The sequence below is a fragment of the Ruminococcus sp. 8Y-12 genome, assembly GCF_058119865.1.
Map to the genome: position 1 here is coordinate 3,130,321 of NZ_CM176623.1, position 17,300 is coordinate 3,147,620.

Annotated in this window: 14 protein-coding genes; 9 read left to right on the forward strand and 5 right to left on the reverse strand. The window is 48.4% G+C overall.

Annotated features, from left to right (window positions below; genetic code table 11):
* Positions 1-76: 76 nt before the first annotated feature.
* On the reverse strand, positions 77-1,411 hold the full coding sequence (gene gdhA / locus AC0THY_RS12060) for an NADP-specific glutamate dehydrogenase (protein ID WP_489990848.1): 1,335 nt from the start codon (positions 1,409-1,411) through the stop codon (positions 77-79).
* A gap of 197 nt (positions 1,412-1,608) precedes the next feature.
* Here gdhA and AC0THY_RS12065 point away from each other — a divergent pair, with 197 nt between their 5' ends.
* The 6 genes from AC0THY_RS12065 (at position 1,609) to AC0THY_RS12090 (ending at position 10,076) form a co-directional block, all read left to right on the forward strand.
* Positions 1,609-4,035 (forward strand): HAD-IC family P-type ATPase, encoded by a 2,427-nt coding sequence (locus tag AC0THY_RS12065; RefSeq protein ID WP_489990849.1) that lies wholly within the window; start codon positions 1,609-1,611, stop codon positions 4,033-4,035.
* Between the two features lie 69 nt (positions 4,036-4,104).
* Positions 4,105-4,887, forward strand: coding sequence for an N-acetylmuramoyl-L-alanine amidase (locus AC0THY_RS12070; protein WP_489990850.1), 783 nt, complete (start codon positions 4,105-4,107; stop codon positions 4,885-4,887).
* A 286-nt stretch (positions 4,888-5,173) separates the two neighbouring features.
* Positions 5,174-7,273, forward strand: a complete 2,100-nt coding sequence (locus AC0THY_RS12075; protein WP_489990851.1) for a peptidoglycan binding domain-containing protein — start codon at positions 5,174-5,176, stop codon at positions 7,271-7,273.
* A gap of 10 nt (positions 7,274-7,283) precedes the next feature.
* A complete protein-coding gene (sfsA, locus tag AC0THY_RS12080; protein WP_489990852.1) occupies positions 7,284-7,967 on the forward strand; it encodes a DNA/RNA nuclease SfsA in 684 nt (227 codons plus the stop codon).
* A 1-nt stretch (position 7,968) separates the two neighbouring features.
* Positions 7,969-9,063: an A/G-specific adenine glycosylase gene (gene mutY / locus AC0THY_RS12085; RefSeq protein WP_489990853.1), complete on the forward strand. Its 1,095-nt coding sequence runs from the start codon at positions 7,969-7,971 to the stop codon at positions 9,061-9,063.
* Positions 9,060-10,076: a glycosyltransferase family 2 protein gene (locus tag AC0THY_RS12090; protein WP_489990854.1), complete on the forward strand. Its 1,017-nt coding sequence runs from the start codon at positions 9,060-9,062 to the stop codon at positions 10,074-10,076. Before mutY ends, AC0THY_RS12090 begins: the two co-directional genes overlap by 4 nt.
* Here AC0THY_RS12090 and AC0THY_RS12095 read toward each other — a convergent pair.
* Positions 10,073-10,987 carry a diacylglycerol/lipid kinase family protein gene (locus AC0THY_RS12095; protein WP_489990855.1) on the reverse strand — a complete coding sequence of 305 codons (915 nt, stop codon included), beginning with the start codon at positions 10,985-10,987 and terminating at the stop codon, positions 10,073-10,075. The genes AC0THY_RS12090 and AC0THY_RS12095 overlap by 4 nt on opposite strands.
* A gap of 317 nt (positions 10,988-11,304) precedes the next feature.
* Here AC0THY_RS12095 and AC0THY_RS12100 point away from each other — a divergent pair, with 317 nt between their 5' ends.
* The 3 genes from AC0THY_RS12100 (at position 11,305) to AC0THY_RS12110 (ending at position 15,426) form a co-directional block, all read left to right on the forward strand.
* Positions 11,305-12,966 carry a glutamine--tRNA ligase/YqeY domain fusion protein gene (locus tag AC0THY_RS12100; protein WP_489990856.1) on the forward strand — a complete coding sequence of 554 codons (1,662 nt, stop codon included), beginning with the start codon at positions 11,305-11,307 and terminating at the stop codon, positions 12,964-12,966.
* 7 nt (positions 12,967-12,973) lie between these two features.
* Positions 12,974-14,383: a MocR-like pyridoxine biosynthesis transcription factor PdxR gene (gene pdxR / locus AC0THY_RS12105; protein WP_489990857.1), complete on the forward strand. Its 1,410-nt coding sequence runs from the start codon at positions 12,974-12,976 to the stop codon at positions 14,381-14,383.
* A 149-nt stretch (positions 14,384-14,532) separates the two neighbouring features.
* Entirely contained in the window at positions 14,533-15,426 is an 894-nt protein-coding gene (locus tag AC0THY_RS12110) for a C-type lectin domain-containing protein (RefSeq protein ID WP_489990858.1), read from the forward strand.
* A 406-nt stretch (positions 15,427-15,832) separates the two neighbouring features.
* Here the strand turns inward: AC0THY_RS12110 and AC0THY_RS12115 are convergent, their stop codons facing one another.
* The 3 genes from AC0THY_RS12115 to AC0THY_RS12125 form a co-directional block, all read right to left on the reverse strand.
* Positions 15,833-16,192 carry a hypothetical protein gene (locus tag AC0THY_RS12115; protein WP_489990859.1) on the reverse strand — a complete coding sequence of 120 codons (360 nt, stop codon included), beginning with the start codon at positions 16,190-16,192 and terminating at the stop codon, positions 15,833-15,835.
* A 69-nt stretch (positions 16,193-16,261) separates the two neighbouring features.
* Positions 16,262-16,597, reverse strand: coding sequence for a branched-chain amino acid transporter permease (locus tag AC0THY_RS12120; protein WP_489990860.1), 336 nt, complete (start codon positions 16,595-16,597; stop codon positions 16,262-16,264).
* Positions 16,584-17,288, reverse strand: coding sequence for an AzlC family ABC transporter permease (locus AC0THY_RS12125; RefSeq protein WP_489990861.1), 705 nt, complete (start codon positions 17,286-17,288; stop codon positions 16,584-16,586). Before AC0THY_RS12125 ends, AC0THY_RS12120 begins: the two co-directional genes overlap by 14 nt.
* Positions 17,289-17,300: the final 12 nt, after the last annotated feature.

A 17,300-nucleotide genomic window follows, 5' to 3' on the forward strand; every position in this document is an offset into this window, starting at 1 on the left:
GCTGTAAAAGAATTACACAGCTCTGCGGCCTTTGCCTGCGGAAAAATAATTATTTAAAGTGAGGAAATCTGGGAATTTAGCAGATGCCCTGAGCGTTCATAGCATTTACGACCTTCTCAAATCCCGCGATGTTTGCGCCAACAACATAGTTGCCGGGAGCTCCGTAACGCTCTGCGGCGTCTGCCATATTGTGACAGATATTTACCATAATGCCTCTGAGCTTTGAATCCACTTCCTCAAAGGACCAGCTCAGGCGCTCGCTGTTCTGAGACATCTCCAGAGCGGAGGTGGCGACACCGCCTGCATTTGCAGCCTTTCCGGGAGCAAAGAGCACACCGTTCTGCTGTAGGTATTCGGTTGCTTCCAGAGTGGTAGGCATGTTAGCACCCTCGGCAACCGCCATGCACCCATTGGCTACCAGAGCCTTGGCGTCATCTAAGAACAGCTCATTCTGTGTGGCGCAGGGAAGGGCAATGTCGCATTTTACGGTCCATACGCCTCTGCCTTCGTGGTACTCGGAGTTTGGCCTGTAGTTCTTGTATTCTGTCAGACGTGCGCGGTTTACTTCCTTGATCTCCTTAATTGCAGCTAAATCAATACCTTCCGAATCATAGATCCATCCGGTGGAGTCGCTCATAGTCACAACCTTTGCGCCCAGCTCCTGAGCCTTCTGGGTAGCATAGATAGCCACATTTCCTGAACCGGATACGCAGACGGTCTTGCCTGCAATCTCTTTGCCGTTGATCTTTAGCATCTCTTGCGTTAAGTATAACAGACCGTAGCCGGTAGCTTCTGTTCTGGCCAGAGATCCGCCGTAGGAGAGTCCTTTTCCTGTAAGCACGCCTTCGTACACGCCCCGGATTCTTTTGTACTGTCCGAACATGTAGCCGATTTCACGGGCGCCTGTTCCGATATCACCTGCAGGAACGTCTGTGTCAGCGCCAATGTACTTGCACAGCTCTGTCATAAAGCTCTGGCAGAAGGCCATCACTTCTCTGTCTGACTTGCCCTTGGGATCAAAGTCAGCGCCGCCTTTCCCGCCGCCGATAGGCAGACCGGTCAGGGAGTTTTTAAATACCTGCTCAAAGCCCAGGAATTTAATAATACCCAGATTTACGGATGGATGTAAGCGCAGACCGCCCTTGTAGGGACCAATGGCACTGTTGAACTGTACACGGTATCCTGTGTTTACCTGTACCTGTCCTTTGTCGTCCACCCACGGTACTCTGAACTTAAACTGCCTCTCCGGAATGACAAGTCTTTCCAGCAAAGCATCTTTTCTATACTTTTCCTCATTTGCTTCAATGACAACACGAAGAGACTCCAGCACCTCTTTCACTGCCTGGTGGAATTCCGGCTCTGCGGGATTCTGCTCAACTACTTTTGCAATTACCTCGTCAACGTATGACATTCTTTTTCCTCCTCACATTGTGTATCTTTCATCCTTTAGTTTGATAAAGTTTCCTTGCCCATTATAGCAAAAGAATCACCGTTCGTAAATAAAAAACTCAAAAAAACACGCGGTTTGTTCAGGATAAATAATAAATAAAAGTTAAATCTCTTAAGATTTCAAGAAGTTGGTGTACATTTTTTGGGAGATTTTGTATAATGAACCTAACAACGAAAAGAGGTGCATACAGGCATATGGAGAACGGCAAGTACAGAGGGTTGACTGGACCGGAAGTAGATAAAAGGGTCGAGACCGGCCTTATGAATGTGACAGACAACAACATGTTTAAGACCAAAAAAGAAATCATTATCACCCATACTGTGACTTATTTCAACTTTTTGAACTTATTTTTAGCTATCCTGATCATTATATCCGGACAGTTTAAAAATCTGACCTTTATGGGGGTTATTATCATAAACTCCGTAATCGGTATCATTCAGGAGATGAAGGTCAAAAAACTGGTGGATAAGCTTTCTGTGATTACAGCTTCAAAAGCCAGAGTAATCCGGGATGGGGCGGAGCAGGAGATCGCCATTGAGAAGGTGGTCCAGGACGATTTGGTGTCTGTGGCAAATGGAGATCAGGTCTGTTCTGACTGCGTGGTCCTGGAGTCTGACGGGATGGAGGTCAATGAGTCCATGCTCACAGGCGAATCCAAGCCAGTGAGGAAAAAGCCGGGGGACAAGCTGCTTTCCGGAAGTTACCTGGTAGCCGGCAGCGGTCTGGGAAGAGTGGAGCACGTGGGAGAGGAAAACTATGCCACTGTGCTTGCGCGCAAGGCCAAGACAAAGAAGAGGGCTTCCTCTGAGATGCAGAGAACAATCCGCCGGATCATAAAGGTAATCGGTGTCCTGATCATCCCCATTGGAATCCTGCTTTACATGTCACAGGGGAGAGTTGACGGCGCAACCGTATCCGACCGGTTGGTGGCAACCGTTGCGGGTGTGACCGGAATGATTCCGGAGGGGCTGGTGCTGCTCACCAGTATTTCGTTCATATTGGGCGTGGGAAGGCTGGCCAGGAAACGTGCCCTTGTGCAGGAGATGGAGGCCATAGAGGCCCTGGCCCGTGTAAATGTGCTGTGCCTGGATAAGACAGGAACCATCACCACCGGAGACCTTGAGGTGGTGGAAGTGCTCGGGGTAGGAGAAACCCAGAGCGAGCGGGTGGAGATGATTATGAATGAACTCTCCTTTGCCTTTGACGATGTAAACAACACCCAGGATGCGCTCATGAAGCGTTTCCGCAAGATGAATATCTGGACAGTGACGGAAAAGATTCCATTCTCCTCTGAGAGAAAATACAGGGCTATCCGCTTTGAGGGGGAGGGGTGCTTTGTCTTGGGCGCTCCTGAGTTTCTTCTGAAGGATGAGCCCGAGCTGAAGCAGAAGGTGGACGGTTACTCTGCGGAGGGATATCGCGTACTACTGTTGGGCAGTTGTAAGAATATATTTTCCGAGACAGGGGAGGTAGAGGATGTAACCCCGGTGGGTTTGATCGTAATTTCAGACTGTATCCGTCCGGAGGCCATGCCCACTTTTGCCTATTTCAGAGAGCAGAATGTGGACATCAAGGTGATCTCAGGGGATAATCCTGTGACGGTCTCCAAGATTGCCGTAAAGGCCGGCCTGGAGGGAGGGGAGCATTATGTGGATGCCAATACCCTGCCCGAGGACTTCGGGGAGCTTTGCAAGGCAGTGGAGAATTATTCTGTTTACGGCCGCGTGAAACCGGAGCAAAAGCAGAGAATTGTACAGGCATACCAAGCCAACAAAAAGGTGGTCGGAATGGTTGGAGACGGTGTCAATGACGTGCTTGCCCTAAAGGACTCAGACTGTGGAATCGCCATGGCAGCCGGCAGCGATGCAGCCAAGCAGGTGGCCCACATTGTTTTGCTGGACTCTAACTTTGCCTGCCTGAAAAATATTGTCAGTGAGGGGCGTACCATTATCACTAACATTGAGAGGGTGAGCTCCCTGTATCTGACGAAAACCATATACTCAGCGCTGCTCTGTGTGATATTTATTTTTTTGGAGAGGTCCTATCCCTTTATTCCTATTCAGCTCTCCTGGATCAGCGCTACGGCCATAGGTATCCCAAGCTTTGTGCTGGCACTGGAGCACACCGAGTCTGTAAACAGCAGCGGATTTTTGCGCCATGTGCTGAGGACTGCGCTGCCGTCGGCGATTACTATGGTCCTGAGTCTTCTGGTGATTCAGGGGTTGGCACCTTTCTGGGGAGTGGATGACACCATGACATATACCTTTGACCTCCTGGTTGGAGGCATGGTGGGGATGATGGTTGTAGTCAAGGTATGTATGCCTATGAACTGGCTGAGGAGGACCTTGAGCATCAGTCTGATTGCCATATTCAGCGCTGGAATCGTGTTAGTGCCGGGACTTCTGGGAATTTATGAAATCTTCCGCTGGGAGATGCTGCTGATGATTCCCATGGTGTGTATGGTAATGGTATTCTTTAAAATCTTTACAGATTTTGCAGAGCTTTGCTTTAAAGTCAGGCCATGGCTGAGGAAAAAGATTGCAAAATGGAAAGGCGAGGAGGAGACAGCGGAACTTAGGGCCTGAACATGCAGAAGGAACATATGGGGTGCTCTTTGCATATCCTGATATAGAAAGGATATATGAGGAGACTTTATGGCTAGAATCGTAGTAGATGCCGGACACGGGGGCAGCGATCCCGGAGCTGTGTTCGAGGGGCGTCAGGAAAAGGACGATACCCTGAGACTGGCGCTGGCAGTTGGGGAAATTCTCCAGAATCGTGGACAGGATGTTATTTTTACAAGAACGGAAGATATCTATCAGACTCCGTTTCAGAAGGCTACAATCGCAAATGAGGAAGACGCGGACTTTTTTATATCCATACACCGCAATTCCAGTCCGGTTCCGAACCAGTACAATGGGGTGGAGACACTGGTTTATGATGACAGCGGGCTTAAATCTGAGGTTGCGCAGAACATAAACAGTGAGCTGGAGCAGGTGGGATTTCGCAATATCGGTGTGAAGGAAAGACCGGGCCTGGTGGTATTGCGCAGGACAAATATGCCGGCAGTGCTGGTGGAGGCGGGATTCATCAACAGCGATGTGGACAACAGACTCTTTGACGATGAGTTTGATGCAATTGCAGAGGGGATTGCAAACGGTCTGCTACAGGCTCTTGAGGAGAACAACAGTGCCCAGGAAGTCACATATATGGAGGAAGAAGAGATCGTTTATAAGGTCCAGACCGGTGCCTTCCGGGAGCCGGAGAATGCGGAGGGGCTTCTCTATCAGTTGCAGCAGCAGGGGTTTCCTGCCTATACAGTGGAAGAGGAGGGACTTTATAAAGTTCTTGTGGGAGCATTCGGAAGGCTGGACAATGCAGCACGGATGGAGACAGTACTCAGAAGGTATGGATACAACACTTATATTACAACTTAGTAAACAGCAGCGTGAAGGCTTTGGCATCACGCTGCTGTTTGTGACAGTTCAGCCAAGCTGCCCTGTTACTGCATAAATCCATTAAAATCGCCTGGGGCAATGGGATTTATGCACTTTTGCATCATGTTCTTACGGTATGCGCAGTAAATGCGCACACCTGCTAGAACTGCTGCTGCTGTTTCTTAAAAATTTTTAAGAATCCCAAAAAATACTTTCTCATTTATTCATATAATGTTATTATAAAGGGTAAAAATAGCATTAAGAAGATGAAGCTGAGAGGGAAAAAATGGGCAGCAGAAAAAAGAAAAAAATGACAGCCAGGTATTCGAAAGAGAGGATTGAAAATACAAAAGAGGCAAAAAGTCATCCGAAAAAGCCAGAGGCACCTGTGCATCCGGAGCCAGAGGATACCGGCATTGAAATACAGTCAAAGATAAATGGGAAAGAAGAGATAGCAAAGGGTTCGGAGCCGGTTAAAATAGAGATGGACACAGAGGCCCGGGCTGATGTTTCAGACCAGGCAAGGCCTGAGAATGAGTTAGATACAGCTGAAGTTGAGCTTTTGACACAGGGATCGGCAGAACAGGAAGAACAGGACAAACAGCCAGCTAAAGAACAGGAAGAGCAGGACAAACAGCCAGCTAAAGAACAGGAAGAGCAGGACAAACAGCCAGCTAAAGAACAGGAAGAGCAGGACAAACAGCCAGCTAAAGAACAGGAAGAGCAGGACAAACAGCCTGTCACAGAACAGGAAGTACAGAATCAACAGCCATCCGCGGATCAGGAAGTACAGGGCGAACAGCCAGCCACGGATCAGGAAGTACAGGGGGAACAGCCGTCCAGGGATCAGGAAGTACAGGGGGAACAGCCGTCCGCGGATCAGGAAGTACAGGGCGAACAGCCAGCCACAGATCATGAAAAGAAAGAGGAATTCCAGAACCAGGAAGCATTTTCTCAGAAGTCAGAAGATAGTATGGAGACACAAAAAAAGTTCCCATGGAAAAAGGCTGGCCTGATCGCAGGGGGCAGTATTGTGGGAATTGCTGCAGTAGTCTATATAAGCGGGATGATTTATCTGAGGGATAAATTTTTTGTGAATACCACCATCAATGGCATCGATGCTTCCTATAGTACGGTTGAGGAGATTGAGCAGAAGATTGCGGATATGGTAAAGAAATATTCTATCACACTAAGTGAGCGAGGAAATGCCAGGGAGACTATTTCGGCGGATCAGATCGGTTACCACTATGTGACGAAAGGTGAGGTGGAAGGATTTAAGAGTCAGCAGAAGATGTATGCTTGGCCGGCCTCTTTCTTTCAGCAGGCGGATTATTATTTTGAGTCCAGCACTGCCTTTGACCAGGACATGCTTTATGAAGCCATTGACGCACTGAAGTGCTTCAGCAAAGGGGTGGAGGTGGCGCCCAAAAACGCCTACATGAAGTTTAACGGCACTACCTATGAAGTGGCTGAGGAAAAGCAGGGGAAAAAGGTCAGCAAGAAAAAACTTCGCAAAACACTTAGCCAGGCCATTGAAAAGAGTGAGCCATCCTTTTCACTTGAGGAGGAGGGCTGTTATGTAAAACCCAAAGTGACAACAAAAGACAGAGACTTAAATCAGCTTGTGGAGAATATGAATAGGTTTGCCGAGGTGAAAATTTCCTACAATTTCGGAGACCAGGAGGAGGTCTTGGACGGCAGCATAATCAGCAAATGGCTCAGCTATGACAAAGATGGAAATGTCTCCCTGGATGATAACAGGATCGCGCTATATGTGGATTATCTGGCTGAGAGGTATGACACATACGGAAAACCCAGGGAATTCCGCACTCACGATGGATCTTATGTGACTGTGGAGGGTGGTAAATATGGCTGGCTCATAGACCGGGAGGCCGAAACAGCGGAGCTGACTTCTCTGATTTACGATGGGGCTCAGGTGCCAGGAAGGGACCCGGTATACGCCCAGACGGCAGTAAGCCGCCACAACAGTGACTTGGGGGATGACTACGTGGAGGTGGATCTCACACGGCAGCATCTGTGGATGTACATTGGAGGGAGGATGGTAGTGTCCTCGGATTTTGTGTCCGGAACATACACCAATTACGGTAGGAGAACACCACCGGGTACCTTTACACTTTACTACAAGAAATCTCCGGCTGTTTTAAAGAGTAACACACCTGGTGATAGCTATGAGAATCCGGTTACCTACTGGATGCCCTTTAACGGAGGAATTGGTCTGCACGATGCTAATTGGAGAGGCAGCTTCGGAGGAGAGATATACCGCTACAGCGGCTCTCACGGATGTATCAATCTGCCCACCGGGGCTGCAGGGGAGATTTATGAGCAGATCTATGCGGGCATGCCCGTTATCTGTTTCTATCGGTAGGAGCAGGAAGATGAGATACCACAATATAGAGAAGGCAGTATTTCTGGAGCGGCCCAACCGCTTTGTAGCGGTAGTTGACAGGAGCGGTCAGCGGGAAACCTGCCATGTAAAGAATACAGGGCGATGCAGGGAACTGCTGGTGCCCGGAGCCAGGGTTTATTTGGAGAAGTCTAACAATCCGGCCAGAAAAACAAAATATGACCTGGTGTGTGTGAAAAAGGGGAATACTATGGTAAACATGGATTCCCAGATCCCCAATGCTGCAGTCAGAGAGTGGATCGAAAACGGTGGCCTTTTTCGGAAATTGACCCTGGTTAAGCCTGAGACAAAGTATGGCAGCTCCAGATTTGATCTCTACCTGGAGGCAGATGGGAAAAAGATTTTTATGGAGGTCAAAGGTGTGACACTGGAGGAGGGCGGCATTGCCAGGTTTCCCGATGCCCCCACTATGAGGGGGATCAAGCATATTCAGGAGTTGGTGAAGTGTGTGGAGGAGGGCTACGAAGCCTATATTCTCTTTGTTATACAGATGAAAGGTGTGACTGCTTTTGAACCGAATGACAGGACGCACAGGGAGTTCGGAGAAGCCCTGCGTTTTGCCGCGGAAAGAGGGGTTCATATTATGGCCTATGATTGTACTGTGACGGAGGATTCCATAACCATTGATTCTGAAATAGAAGTGAGGTTACAGTAGGATGCTGGAAGAAATCGCAGAGCCACTTCTCAGGTGGTACAATAAAAATGCCAGGGTGTTGCCCTGGAGAGAGGATGCCTCTCCTTACCGGGTCTGGGTGTCAGAGATTATGTTGCAGCAGACCAGGGTGGAGGCAGTGAAGCCTTTTTTCGAGCGTTTTACACAAGCACTGCCCGGGATTGAGGAGCTGGCCAGTTGTCCGGAGGACAGATTGCTGAAGCTCTGGGAGGGGCTGGGATATTACAACCGTGTAAAAAATATGCAGAAAGCAGCCAGGCTGGTGCTAGACCAGTATGACGGATGTATGCCAGGAGATTATGAAAGCCTTTTGAAACTGCCTGGAATCGGTCCCTACACAGCAGGGGCAGTGGCCTCCATTGCCTTTGGAATACCGGTTCCGGCTGTGGACGGCAATGTGCTCAGAGTGATAACCAGACTCACAGCCAGTGAGGCGGATATTGCGAGCACGGCTGTGCGCAGGGAGATGGAGGGACAGATCAGAAAGGTTATGCCAGCGGACCGGTCCGGGGACTTTAATCAGGCTTTGATGGAGCTGGGGGCTGTGGTCTGCGTTCCAAACGGGGAGGCAAAATGCTCATGCTGTCCTCTGCGCCACCTGTGCAGGGCAAGGGCTGAGGGACGGGTGGAGGATTTACCCAGAAAAACCCCCAAAAAACCCAGACGCATGGAGGAGAGGACAGTTCTGGTGATTCGGGACGGCAGCCGCTCTGCAATTCGAAAGAGGCCGAAAAAAGGTCTTCTCGCCGGCTTGTATGAATTGCCTAATCTGGCAGGGCACTTGGGGGAAGAGGCTGTTCTTGAGGAAATAAAAAAGAAGGGCCTGGCTCCTCTGCACATCACCCGTCTTCCGGAGGCCAAGCATATATTCAGCCACATTGAATGGAGGATGATTGGGTATGCTGTCAGAGTAGCCCAGTTGGAGGAGGAAATGGCAGGCGACCTGATATTTGTGGAACCGGAAAAGACAGAGAGAGAATACCCGATTCCGGCGGCATTTGCCGCATATACGGATTATTTACAGATACGGCTGGGGCAGGAAAAGTACCAGCGTTCAGAACAGGAGGAGAAACAGTGAAAATATTATCCATAGCAATCCCATGCTACAATTCTGAGGCCTATATGGCAAAATGTATTGAATCCCTGCTGCCCGGGGGAGATGACGTGGAGATTTTAGTGGTCAATGATGGGTCCAGTGATGAGACAGGGGTGATTGCGGATGAGTATGCCCGCAGATATCCGGGAATTGTCAGGGCTATCCACCAGGAGAACGGCGGACACGGGGAGGCAGTCAATGCAGGACTTAAAAATGCCACAGGGCTTTATTATAAAGTGGTGGACAGTGATGACTGGGTGGACAGGGAGGCTTACCTGAAGATTTTAAACACCTTGAAGGAGCTGTTGGGAGGGCCACAGACGGTAGATATGTTTATCAGCAACTTTATCTATGACAAAGTGGGTGTGAGAAGAAAGAAGATCATGCAGTACCGCTCAGCATTTCCACAGGAGGAGATCTTTGGCTGGGAGCAGGTAAAGCGCCTGAGAAAGGGGCATTATATCCTGATGCACTCTGTGATCTACAGGACAAAGCTGCTTAGGGAATGTGGCCTGGAGCTGCCAAAGCATACCTTTTACGTAGACAACCTGTTCGTTTTCCAGCCTCTGCCTTATGTAAAGAATATGTACTACCTGGATGTAAACTTTTACCACTACTTTATCGGCCGTGAAGACCAGTCCGTAAACGAAGAAGTCATGATCCGCAGAATTGACCAGCAGCTCAGGGTAAACAAGATTATGATTGATACCATGGCGGGGCGGAGGCTGTCAGATAAGAAGTTAAAAACCTATATGGTAAATTATCTGGATATTATCATGACGGTTTCATCCATTATGCTGATCCGTTCCGGTACGGAGGAGAATTTTCAGAAGAAACAGGAGCTATGGCAGTACCTGAAAAAAGCAGACCGAAAGCTGTACTACAAGATCAGGACGGGAATCCTGGGCCGCACAGTCAACCTGCCGGGCAAGGGCGGAAGGCAGGTTTCCGTGGCAGCGTACAAAGTAACCCAGAAGTTTTTCGGATTTAATTAGTTGAGAAAAAGCAGTGATTCCCGGTAAAGCGAAACCGTGATATCTGTTTGGAAGTTAAAGGACTCTCCATCCGCATGGACAGGCAGCGGGTGGGGAGTTTTTAGCTGGGCTTTTTTGCAGCGGTAGATATGTACTCCACGGTAGTTCACGTGCTTTCCGCGAAAGGCTGTGGGGAGGAGCATCAGCACCTTGAGTTTGGGCATCTGTTCAATGACGCAGACATCCAGCCAGCCGTCCCCACACTTTGCCTCAGGGCAGAACATGAATCCTCCTCCCTCATATTTCTGATTCATCACTGTTGCGAAAAAAACGCGGTCAAAGCGCAGTTCCTTTTCGTTATCCAGGGTGAGCAGAAGAGGCGAAGGTTTTAACAGCAACAGCTGCCTCAGGGCAATGCCCATATACGTCAGCTTTCCAAGATGAAACCGGTTGAGGATTCTTTTTATGCCGGAGTGCAGGGCCTCATGGCAGACAGCGGCATCATAGCCGATACCTGTACTGACCGCAAAGCTCCGGCTCTGTGTTCCATTTGTAATGTACCCCACATCCATGGGTATGGAGGATTTGGGATACAGGATTCTATCCAGCGCTTTTAGGGGATCGGAGGGGATGCCCAAAGAGCGTGCCAGATCATTGCTGGAGCCTGTGGGAATATAGCCGAAGGATACATCAGACAGGCAGGGGATTCCGGAGATTACCTCGTTTGCAGTGCCGTCACCGCCTACGGCAACCAGTGTGGGATTTTGGTGTTTCCGGCAGATGGTATCTGCAAGCGCAGTAGCATGCCCCCCGTGCTTTGTGAAAAAGACCTGGTGTTGGATAGATTCTCGGTTAAGCTGGGCTTCTATAAGCTGCCATCTGCGGATACCTCTGTTGGAGCTGGATTTGGGATTGACGATAAAATAGTACATAGTGGTTCCCTCGAGATTGGATTTATAGTAATGTAACAGTTCTGACGGAGGAAGCTGTTTCCCAAAGGCGGATGATGGTGCTGTCCAGACGATTTCCTAACAAGCTTTGGGGTAACTCCGAGTGGTAACGCAGTAACATACCTGACCCGTCTGAAATGTTACATAGTAACTTCATTTTAGCAGTTTTTAGAAGGAGAATCAATTCTCAATTGTCATTTGGAATATTTTATGCTAAGATGTTAACTATCCATATATGGGAGATTTGGAAGCTCCTGTATAATAAAGAAAAGAAGAACAAATGAGGCAGGAGGCAGGTTATGGAAAATGAAGTAGTTTCCAAAAATTTTATTGAACAGATCATTGAGAAGGATCTGGCGGAGGGACACTGTAAGCAGGTGTGTACCCGGTTTCCGCCGGAACCCAACGGTTATCTTCATATAGGGCATGCAAAAGCGATTCTGTTAAACTATGGCTTGGCAAAGAAGTATAACGGCAAGTTCAATATGCGCTTTGACGATACCAACCCCACAAAGGAGAAATCTGAGTTTGTAGAGTCCATCAAGGCGGATATCCAGTGGCTGGGGGCAGACTGGGAGGACAGACTGTACTTTGCGTCTGACTACTTTGAGCAGATGTATGAGGCTGCGGTCAAGCTGATTAAAAAGGGAAAGGCCTATGTGTGTGATCTGACGCCGGAGGAGATCCGGGAGTACAGGGGAACCCTGACAGAGCCGGGAAAGAACAGTCCGTACCGGGACAGAAGCGTTGAGGAAAACTTGGAACTGTTTGAGGCCATGAAGAATGGTAAATATGCGGACGGGGAGAAGGTGCTGAGAGCGAAGATTGATATGGCTTCCCCCAACATTAATATGAGAGATCCGATTATTTACCGTGTAGCCCGTATGCATCACCACAGGACTGGGGATGCGTGGTGTATTTATCCCATGTACGATTTTGCGCATCCCATTGAGGATGCCATTGAGGGGGTAACCCACTCTATCTGTACTCTGGAGTTTGAGGATCACAGGCCTCTCTACGACTGGGTAGTGAAAGAAGTGGAGTACGAAAATCCGCCAAAGCAGATTGAGTTTGCTAAGCTGTATCTGACTAATGTGGTCACCGGAAAGAGATATATCAAAAAGCTGGTGGAGGAGGGCATTGTGGACGGCTGGGATGATCCCAGGCTGGTATCCATAGCAGCCCTAAAGCGCAGGGGATTTACCCCGGAGTCCATCAAAATGTTCGTGGATCTCTGCGGAGTCAGCAAGAGCCAGAGCTCTGTGGATTATGCGATGCTGGAATACTGTATCCGGGAGGACCTGAAGCTGAAAAAGCCCAGGGTGATGGCAGTGCTGGACCCTGTAAAGCTGGTAATCGACAATTATCCGGAGGATCAGATCGAGTATCTGGAGGTGGACAACAATCTGGAAAATGAGTCCCTGGGAAAGCGCCAGGTTCCATTTTGCAGGGAGCTGTACATTGACCGTGAGGACTTTATGGAGAATCCTCCTAAAAAGTATTTCCGCCTCTTCCCGGGAAATGAAGTGCGCCTGATGGGGGCTTATTTCGTGAAATGCAATAGCTTTAAGAAAGACGAGCAGGGAAATGTGACGGAAATCCACTGTACCTATGATCCTGAGACAAAGTGTGGAAGCGGTTTTACAGGCCGTAAGGTAAAGGGAACGATCCACTGGGTAGCGGTTCCCACAGCGCTGAAGGCTGAGGTGCGGCTGTATGAGAACATCATTGATGAAGAAAAAGGCGTCTACAATGAGGATGGGAGCCTGAACCTGAACCCAAATTCGCTGACTGTTCGCACCTGCTATGTGGAGCCAAGCCTTGCACAGGCAGAGGCATATGACAGCTTTCAATTCGTGCGGCAGGGATATTTCTGCGTGGATTCCAAGGATTCCAGGCCTGAAGCTCTGGTGTTTAATCGTATTGTATCCTTAAAGAGCTCCTTCCGATTACCAAAATAGGAGAATTATGAATGAATTGACCATCAGCCTGGAGACGCATTCCTCCAGGCCCCTGTATGAACAGATCTATGATTATATAAAAAAAGAAATCCAAAGTGGAGGGCTGCCTTTTGAAGAGAGGCTGCCCTCTACTAGAAAGCTGGCAAAGCACCTCCAGGTGAGCCGCAGCACCGTTGAGCTGGCCTATGAACAGCTGCTCTCCGAGGGGTACATTCAGGCGGAGCCCTGCAGGGGCTATTTTGTCAGTGAGCTGGACGGGCTGTTTCACCTCAAGCCGGAAAAGGTTTCCGGACAGGCGGGGGATGCTCAGGAGGAAGAACCGTACGAGTATGATTTTTCACCCAGCGGAATTGACTTAAACAGTTTTCCGCACAGCGCATGGAGAAAGATTTCCAGAAACATTCTGAATGAAGAAAATAAAGAGTTTTTCCAGTTGGGAGAGCCGCAGGGGGAGGAAGCCCTCAGAATTACCATTGCCTCCTATCTTCATCAGGCCAGGGGAGTAAACTGTACCCCGGACCAGGTGGTTGTGGGGGCCGGAAATGACTATCTTCTTATGCTGCTATGCACTTTGCTGGGGAGAGGATACACGGCGGCCATGGAAAATCCCACCTACAAGAAGGCGTACCGGGTACTGGAAACTCTCTGCGCTGAAATAGTGGCGGTACATTCCGACTCATATGGGATGGATGTGGAGGAACTCAGGAAGTCCGGTGCCCAGCTCGCCTATGTGATGCCCTCCCATCAGTATCCCATGGGAACCGTCATGCCCATAAAGCGCCGGATGCAGCTGCTGGAATGGGCCGGGGAGGATGCATCGCACTATATTATTGAGGATGACTATGACAGTGAGTTCAGGTATAAGGGAAAGCCCATACCAGCCCTTCAGGGATTCGATGCCGGGGGGAAAGTCATATACCTGGGTACCTTTTCCAGGTCCATTGCACCCTCTATCCGCATCAGTTATATGGTGCTGCCGGGCCGGCTGATGGGCGTTTACCGGGAAAAAGGACGGATATTTTCCTCCACTGTGTCCAGGGTGGATCAGCTGATCATCTCCAGATTTCTGAGTGAAGGCTATTACGAACGCCATTTGAACAGGATGAGGGCGATCTATAAGAGCAGGCATGACGTCCTGCTTGCATATCTTCAAAGTCTGGAGGGCATCTGCCGGATTTCCGGGGAGCATGCGGGAGTACATCTGCTGATTCATTTTCAAAACGGCATGACAGAGTTGAGGGCAGTGGAGCTGGCAAAGCGAGAGGGAATCAAAGTTTACGGGCTTTCCGGCTGCGCCATAGGGCCGCTGCGGCAGGTGGAGACCGGGACCGTGATTTTGGGGTATGCCACCCTGGGGGAGGAGGAGATTGCACGGGCGGCAGAGCGGTTATGCCGCGCTTGGCTAAAGGAAAGTTGACATACAAGATGACCAGAAACAGAAAAAATTGTCAGATATTTCTGCCTTTGGCCATCTTTTTGTATTTACTATTTACTTTTTATAAGTATCCGGGCTATAATTACAAATGTAAACAGTGGTGAAAGAGAGCTTTAGAGGGAGGAGTTAGATTGAGTAAAAAAAGTAATATTTTAGCACTTTGTGGATCTTTCTGTATTTTTGCAGGGGTCCTATTGTTTTCAGAAACAGTGTACGCGGATACGGTTACATTTAATGGGAGCACGTATGAAGTATTTGAAGAAGGAATAACATGGACGGAGGCAGAAGAATATTGCGAGAATCTGGGAGGACATTTGGTTGTGATATCTTCCGAGGAGGAGCAGAAGTTTGTGAGTGGGCTGCTTTCAAGCAGACTGGAATATTATTGGATAGGCGGGCAATATTATCGCAATATAGATGAATGGCTATGGGTAACAGGAGAAGACTTTCAGTACACCAACTGGGCGCCAGGGCAGCCGGATGATGGATTTTCCGGGGGAGAGGGATATCTGGGAATCACTGCCCGTAATACGAGCTATGCAGGTCAATATAAATGGAATGATTATTCAAATACAGGAAGCGCTTCAAGTCTTTCGGACTGTGGTTTCATTTGTGAGTGGGATGAACTGCAGGTAAGCGTATATAATACTCCTACGAAAGCAACAACGCTGGCAATCTATGAAAATAAAGGGAATCCAAAAGAGTATACCTCTGACTATAAGTTGGCGGAAGGTGTTCAGGTATCTGATGGGACAAATATGACCATTACCGGAGTGGACGGACTTGCAGAAATAATTGGGGATGAATGGAAGGAAATCACAGTTTTCAAGAATGGATTTTCCAGCAGGAAGATTTCCAAGGAGAGAGCAAAGGCTTGTAAAAGAATATATCTGCAGCCTGTCTCTGATACGCCGGTGATCAATGGTGTCTGGATCGGTAATTTGGATGCATTGAATGAAGACTATGCAGTTGATCTTACGGATACTGCTGCTGTAACATTAGAAGCGGAAATTCAAAAAAAATAACGGTTAAAACGATAAAGAAGAGCAAAATAAAGATTTCATTAAGTAAAAAGCTTTTAAAAAAGGGGAAAAAGAGAGTAAAAAGCATTACTGTTTTGGCAGCCTTGAATAAAAAAGGAAAGAAGGTATTTAAGCTGGCCGCGAGACTTCCAAAAAGAACGATCATAAAGGTAAGAGTACAGAAAAAGGGATATCTTCCACGGAAAGTAAAACTTAAAGTAAAATAATTTTTAAGGCCTTTGAAGCACTGACAATACGTATAGGTTATACCGAAAGAGTGAGTAATACAGAATGTACGCTCACTCTTTTTATGAAATAAAAGGGATAGCTTTAAAGTACAGAAACGGAGCCATTGCTCCCATAGAAAAAATATTCTTGTTTGCAACAGCCCCTCATTCATTTACCATGTTTAGTTCTCTTCCATATTCTCTGCCACCCGCTGTGCGGTCTCGGAAACAGCATCCGCCACATTCTCTGCCACAGACTTGGCAGCGTCTTTGACATCCTCGGCGGTGTCCTTCACAGTCTGTGCAGACTCCTTGGCGGCTTCCTTCACCGGCTCGGTGGGGATAGTCACGTATTCTCTTGAGGAAGGCTTTTCCTCATCCTCATCCAGATCCTCGTCAAAGTCATCATGGAATTCGTCAAAATCGTCATCCCAGGATTCCTCTTCTTTTTTATATTTATTATTGAAATAAGCGATTCCTCCTGCCACTGCCGCACCGACGAGTGCAGTGCCCACTAAGAATTTCCCAAACTTCTTTGCCATATTTTTGCTCCTTTCATATGGTGGTTAGACCTATTGTAATACTTTTTCTGAAAAAAGAAAAGGGGTAAATTACCGAAAGATTGCCTGCACCAGGAACATATAGAGCAGTGTTCCACTGCCGATGCTGATCAGGGTATTGCGTTTCCACACATGTAAAACTACGACAGCAACCCCAGCGATCAGTTCCGGAAGTCCAAAGGGCGCCCGGATCAGGGATACCGCTTTGAAACAGTAAACCACCAGCATGCCGATAATGGCGTAAGGCAGCACTTTGCCTAAATAGAGTATGTAGGACGGCGTTTTTTTATTACCCGGAAAGAGAAGAAATGGCAGCGCGCGGATAAAAAATGTGATGCCTGCCATAATTAAAACCATAATTAACGCGCGGCTGTCAGGAATTCTCATGGATTTCACCTCCCTTTTCCAGTTTATTCCGGAATATGGTCAGAATCACAAGGATTGAGATCATAGCTGGAAGAATAAAATTGTCTGCACCAAACAGGATCAGGCAGATTACTGAGCACACCACACCGATCATGGCGGCGGCATGGTCTTTGGTACTCAGCCATTGGTCTGTAAATATGACAAGAAAGAGAGCGGTCATTACAAAGTCCACGCCCTTAGTGTTGAAGGATACCACGGAACCGAATATACCGCCCAGAGTACAGCCTGTGATCCAATACAGGTGGTCTAAGACAGAGATAAAAAAATAAAACCAGCCTTCATCTACATCGCTGGGAGGAGTGGAGGATGCCACCAGAGAATACGTCTCATCTGTCAGCTCAAAAATCATTAGCGGTTTCTTGTGCCCCATATCTCTGTACCTGTCTATCAGTGACAGGCCGTAAAAGAGGTGGCGGATCTGAAGCATAACTGTCATTACAGCGGTTGCTATGAGTGTTGCACCTCCGGAGAGGAGGTCGATGGCAACGTACTGCATGGAACCGGCGTAGACAATCACAGCCATAAAGAAAGCCCAGAGAAATGAGAATCCCTTGCTCTCAAGCAGAATGCCAAACCCAAGTCCCAAAAAGAGATAACCGGCCATAACGGGAATGGTTACCGGAAGGGCGGCTCTCAGTGCTTTGCGTTTCATATGGTATCTCCC

Coding starts and splice junctions, on each gene's coding strand:
- gdhA (WP_489990848.1), bottom strand. CDS start 1,411: ATGTCATACGTTGACGAGGTAATTGCAAAAGTAGTTGAGCAGAATCCC.
- AC0THY_RS12065 (WP_489990849.1), top strand. CDS start 1,609: ATGAACCTAACAACGAAAAGAGGTGCATACAGGCATATGGAGAACGGC.
- AC0THY_RS12070 (WP_489990850.1), top strand. CDS start 4,105: ATGGCTAGAATCGTAGTAGATGCCGGACACGGGGGCAGCGATCCCGGA.
- AC0THY_RS12075 (WP_489990851.1), top strand. CDS start 5,174: ATGGGCAGCAGAAAAAAGAAAAAAATGACAGCCAGGTATTCGAAAGAG.
- sfsA (WP_489990852.1), top strand. CDS start 7,284: ATGAGATACCACAATATAGAGAAGGCAGTATTTCTGGAGCGGCCCAAC.
- mutY (WP_489990853.1), top strand. CDS start 7,969: ATGCTGGAAGAAATCGCAGAGCCACTTCTCAGGTGGTACAATAAAAAT.
- AC0THY_RS12095 (WP_489990855.1), bottom strand. CDS start 10,987: ATGTACTATTTTATCGTCAATCCCAAATCCAGCTCCAACAGAGGTATC.
- AC0THY_RS12100 (WP_489990856.1), top strand. CDS start 11,305: ATGGAAAATGAAGTAGTTTCCAAAAATTTTATTGAACAGATCATTGAG.
- pdxR (WP_489990857.1), top strand. CDS start 12,974: ATGAATGAATTGACCATCAGCCTGGAGACGCATTCCTCCAGGCCCCTG.
- AC0THY_RS12115 (WP_489990859.1), bottom strand. CDS start 16,192: ATGGCAAAGAAGTTTGGGAAATTCTTAGTGGGCACTGCACTCGTCGGT.
- AC0THY_RS12120 (WP_489990860.1), bottom strand. CDS start 16,597: ATGAGAATTCCTGACAGCCGCGCGTTAATTATGGTTTTAATTATGGCA.
- AC0THY_RS12125 (WP_489990861.1), bottom strand. CDS start 17,288: ATGAAACGCAAAGCACTGAGAGCCGCCCTTCCGGTAACCATTCCCGTT.